5 protein-coding genes are annotated in these 4,527 nt (G+C 51.0%); 4 read left to right on the top strand and 1 reads right to left on the bottom strand.

Translation table 11 applies throughout. The features are described from left to right. Positions 1-309: 309 nt before the first annotated feature. The 4 genes from UB90_RS22255 to UB90_RS22270 are packed head-to-tail and all read left to right on the top strand — an operon-like array spanning position 310 to position 3,543. Positions 310-753: a DUF4123 domain-containing protein gene (locus tag UB90_RS22255; protein ID WP_157888778.1), complete on the top strand. Its 444-nt coding sequence runs from the start codon at positions 310-312 to the stop codon at positions 751-753. Continuing rightward, the gene (locus UB90_RS22260; RefSeq protein WP_065327162.1) at positions 747-1,469 is read left to right on the top strand and encodes a hypothetical protein; all 723 of its coding nucleotides are present in this window, start codon (positions 747-749) and stop codon (positions 1,467-1,469) included. Before UB90_RS22255 ends, UB90_RS22260 begins: the two co-directional genes overlap by 7 nt. Further along, complete coding sequence (locus UB90_RS23020) at positions 1,469-3,103, top strand: hypothetical protein (protein ID WP_065327161.1); 1,635 nt, start codon at positions 1,469-1,471, stop codon at positions 3,101-3,103. Before UB90_RS22260 ends, UB90_RS23020 begins: the two co-directional genes overlap by 1 nt. Then, positions 3,100-3,543 (top strand): hypothetical protein, encoded by a 444-nt coding sequence (locus tag UB90_RS22270; RefSeq protein WP_065327160.1) that lies wholly within the window; start codon positions 3,100-3,102, stop codon positions 3,541-3,543. Before UB90_RS23020 ends, UB90_RS22270 begins: the two co-directional genes overlap by 4 nt. Positions 3,544-3,726: 183 nt before the next feature. Here UB90_RS22270 and UB90_RS23200 read toward each other — a convergent pair whose 3' ends face one another. Next, positions 3,727-4,347 (bottom strand): thermonuclease family protein, encoded by a 621-nt coding sequence (locus UB90_RS23200; RefSeq protein WP_227512177.1) that lies wholly within the window; start codon positions 4,345-4,347, stop codon positions 3,727-3,729. Between the last annotated feature and the right edge of the window lie 180 nt (positions 4,348-4,527).

Here is a 4,527-nt window from a genome sequence, read left to right on the forward strand (position 1 = left end):
CTTTTGTCAACACGTCCTAAGCTGCTTGGGAAGCCTGTCGCTAAACACTCATAAGAAACCTCTTTACATTGCACGTCAGGAAATTCAAATTCTGTCCTGTAAAATACCAGAGTATACATTCATTTTTTAAATTATTTCTAGCGCTTGAGGAGTATCAGTGTGGCGAGTTCAGCGCCGATATCGTGGAGGCGTGCCGCTTCTGGGACGCTTGAACCACATCCTATGTTTCGGGCTGAAGCATCACTCAGTTCCACTCGAACGTTCATGGAAGCAATATTCCCTCCCACTGCGAAACATACATACGCTGTGATGGATGCTGCCAAGATCTTTGGCTTTCAGGAGGTGCTTGAGAGTTCTGGAATGCAACATGAGTGCCTTTACCGTGGCCGCGCACAAGAGCGTTGGGGAGATGTGGCACCATGGCTTGTCCGTTTGAAGGCGGACCATGCGTTAACGCGTGAGTTGCTCCTCAAGAAGAACAATCCTGCCTCTTTTTCTTTCCTTAAAGCCCCTGCCCTCTTTTTGACCACCGACTATAGTTTTGATGTAGTACTCAAACACTTGCGACGGTTCACGAAGGTTCGGGCGGAAGACGGGCGTGTCCTACTTCTGCGTTTTTATGATCCTATCACATTTTCGGATCTCTTAGAGGCGATGCCCTCAATTCAAGTATCTGAATTAATTGAAACTTTAAAAGTGACGTATCTTCTCCCTGATGGTGAGTGGTGTACTGTGGAATCTGTTGAATGTTAACCTTATCGAATGAAACAATTGCCCGGCTTGATAGCATCCAGATTAATCGTGACATAAATGCTATTGCTGAGTGGTTATACGGGAAGTTTGAGCCTTGGTTCTTAGAGATTGGAGCAAAGCCGCACGACGTGGCCCGCAGCGTGCGGCAAATTCAGCAATGGGCTGAAGTCAAAGCCCTCAAGCGCAACAAAGATATTCGCATTCTAGCAGTTATGAGCGTCACCCAAGGCGCATTCTTTCACCATGACCCGCGATTTTCCAAAACGTTTAACCGAGCGGTACGGCGCTTTGAACTAGAGCCAGATGAACGAATAAATGGGGTCTTCGAGGCGTTTGAAGGCTGGCGCAACAATGTGCTTGGCAAAGATAGTTGGGGCATCATTGCGCAGCGGACCGCAAGCCTGATTACAAATAAATCGAATTTTGACCACCTTACCCCTGCAGAAATCGCAGATCGCATTCTTCCCGGCCAAGCGGCTTGGATCGGCACTAAGGCTCATAAGCAATTTTTATGGGATGTTGCGGCAGATGGTGCGGGACGAATGCTTCCGACACACAGACACCTTGCCTGTAATCTCGCTCTTTCTGTCTTGTTTGGGTATCGTTGGGCCTCAGACCCGAAGATGATCAACCTTGCCAAGAAAATGAAATTAGAACCTGATCCAAACGTCATGTGTGAAGGGGTTGCACTACAACTGGCCGGGAGGGGAGACTGATGGGTGGCGATCCATTCGAGGCAGATATCTCTAATGAAGCCGCAGCTGAAGCCTCATCGGCGAGTGCGCAGCCAGTTGGTCAGAGCGTACATCCCTGTAACAACTGGATTGACGTCATCGCCTATGACGAAGCGACTGATGAACCTATCGCCGATTTACCGTACAAAGTCTTTGATGTGCCGACAGGGGACGAAGTCGCATCTGGCACCACGGATGGCTCCGATGTACCACAAAGCCATTGTCTCGACGACGCATACACGGAACTAGTTGTCTTTTTCGGTACAGACGCCGCCATTGACGAGGCGCGTGAAAATATCGAGAAAATGCAGCGCGATCGTGCATTGGCCGAGCAACATCAGGCCGCATGGAATGGCATCCCTGCCGGACTTGCCCAAGAAGAGTTTGAGGCTGCCTATGTCAGTATCATACGTGATACTGGTCGTCTGATCAGTCCTCGTATTGGCGTTCTAGAGATGTCTTGGTACGGATGGGGCGGAATTTTCAACCATATTTTTGGTGGTGCCGATTACGCCAGAGAAGAGTTCGTGCGTCTGAACATACGGCTGTGTTGGGAAGAATACCAGCTGGTCACAGGAGGACGCGAGGCAACACGAGGCGAGTCCTTTGCAAGTGGGGCAGGAAACGGTCTAACCTTCGGTTTCGGTGAAGAATTCGCTGCATATCTTGACAGCATTATGCTATCCGACAAAACCTATTCAGATATCCTCGCAGAGCGGCAGCGCATTCAGGATATCGAACGCATTTCGCACCCAAATTATTTTTTGGGTGGCGAGATAGCAGGCATCATCCCGACTATTTTCATCCCTGTCGGCGGCGCCGCAGCAGCTGGTGCGCGGACTGCTGCAACCACTACCGGAGCCGCCCTACGTGGCGCGACGTATGCTGCTGCAAGCGGTTTCGCTCTGGGGGCTGTAGAAGGGTACGGCAACGCCCGTGGTGACTCCGTTGAACGCTTGCAAGCAGCACTCAGAGCGGGGACATTCGCCGCGGTTGGCAGTCTTGTTCTGGCTGGACTTGGTGTTTTGGTTGTCCGCGCGGTATCGCGCAGAGTCGCTGTCGCACGCCTTGCAGCGCGTGGGTCTTGGCGTCAATCTGCTGTCGACGATATTGTGTCGTGGATTGGTTCCGGTATCAAAGATAATCCGCTACGTCGCGCGTACGAGCAGGCCGTGCCAGAGCGGATCGGACCGATTGTTGCACGCGCGACAGACGATATGAGTGACGAGGCATTGGAGCGCCTCGCGCGGCAGGCACATCAGATGCGCAGAGACATCGGCATGGAATTCAAAGATTTGACGCCAAGTCCGCTGATTGACTATATCCACGAAATTAATATCGACAGATACGCAGGCGACCCTTTGGGACCAACCTTTGACTTCCTGATGGGTAGAAATGTGTTGGGTAAACGAATGTCCCCACGTGAAAGCTATCGCGCCATTCTCGATGGAGCTCTCAGGCCCAACGCAGATGTCGACGCCCTTTTATCAGGATTCAGTCGTTGGCTTTCCGGCAAGCCGGATAACTTCATAAGAACACATTGGGAAAACCTAGCCCCTGCAAATGGAAGGGACCCATCGATTTTGGCTGATGTCATCAGAAGGATGCAGGAATGACCGAACGCAAACTGGGTACACTGCCCGAATTGAAAGAACATCTGGTCTACGATGAAGAAACGGGAGCATACCATAAGGTAAACGGGGACGTGCATTGGAAAGAAGGCAATGGCGGTTTCAGGGAACTATCTGAAGGAGACTTCTGGGGAACCTTCAACCGTACAGACGGAACCGGTACTTTCTTCCGTAACGAACGCATGTATCCCGATGACCCTGATCGATTTATCGTTTTTGTGAACATCCTCGGCCCCACGCAAGCACGGGTACATTATGCGCTGGATGGAGTTGTCGTTGAGAAGGCAGTATATACGCGGGTATCAGGTGTTGGGGTCAATGCCTTTGATGCATTCGAAGAAGATGTTGACAACCTAATGTACTTTTCCAAACAGCATGAACCTCGTCGCTCGAAATGGCCCAAGCTCTTTACGCAAAAAAGCTAAACGAGGGGCTGATCGAGTAGCACCGCTTTCTCGCAATGGTCGAGGAGATTGATCCCGAATGTAGGCATCCGGCTACTCTAGGAGTTGCTGTGCTGCTGCGCCAGCAAAGGCCACGCTAATTTATGGCAAAACCGATCAAGAAATGACTCAAAACTTTTAATGTCAAATCGAGGTTACCCTTCATCATTTGTCGTCCTCATCCTTTCGTCGGGCGTCAAATTTCTCCCAAACATGCAGGCGGCCTTTCTGGCGTGCATCGGCAAGCCAGAGTTTCTTGCGTATACCAGCCACCTCAAGATGCTTGTATTTACCTCCTGAGTACCTCGGCCAATCGATGGCCAACCCTTGCTTTACGAGTTCCTCCGACAAGTCACGGCCATCGGGAAGGAAACACTTTGCCACCGTCCGCCCATGTTCATCTTCGTCGGTGATTTCTGCGCGTATGCAATGTCCTTTACACAAGCGCACCATCGCCCATTTAGCTTTCTTACCGTAAGGGTGATGGAGTTCGGGCGCGTCTATCCCGAACAGGCGAACTTGCGTGTTCTGGATTCTAATCGTGTCGCCATCCGTGACGTAAGCGGTACCTGTGAGTACGCGCGGAAGATCGACCGCGTGTGCAGTCGTAGCATCGAAGGTTTCGGCCCTTGATATCTCGTCAACCTGCGACGGTCGTGAGCGCGCAGAAGAAGAGATACTGCGACCTCTCCTATAGGCTGAGGTATTTTCAACCGGATCCGGGAACCGATTGGATTGAGCGCGATAGTTTGGCCTGAATAGCGCTCTTAAAATAGATCTAAACATCTGAAGATGATTACGGAGCGAACCTGTGTATGGCAAATAAATTTGCAGCGAACCACACGCAATATTCCTTTGAGCCAGAAACCACCGACCGGCTTTCAAGATCTAACCGGAACTGCCCTCGTTTGACCGATTAGTGTTCCGTTGCTTTTCGGCCACACTTTCAATCCGCCTCGTTTGCTT

It is taken from the genome of Tritonibacter mobilis (genome assembly GCF_001681715.1).
In the GTDB taxonomy this organism is placed as follows: Bacteria; Pseudomonadota; Alphaproteobacteria; order Rhodobacterales; family Rhodobacteraceae; genus Epibacterium; species Epibacterium mobile.

Coding starts and splice junctions, on each gene's coding strand:
- UB90_RS22255 (WP_157888778.1), top strand. CDS start 310: ATGGATGCTGCCAAGATCTTTGGCTTTCAGGAGGTGCTTGAGAGTTCT.
- UB90_RS22260 (WP_065327162.1), top strand. CDS start 747: ATGTTAACCTTATCGAATGAAACAATTGCCCGGCTTGATAGCATCCAG.
- UB90_RS23020 (WP_065327161.1), top strand. CDS start 1,469: ATGGGTGGCGATCCATTCGAGGCAGATATCTCTAATGAAGCCGCAGCT.
- UB90_RS22270 (WP_065327160.1), top strand. CDS start 3,100: ATGACCGAACGCAAACTGGGTACACTGCCCGAATTGAAAGAACATCTG.
- UB90_RS23200 (WP_227512177.1), bottom strand. CDS start 4,347: ATGTTTAGATCTATTTTAAGAGCGCTATTCAGGCCAAACTATCGCGCT.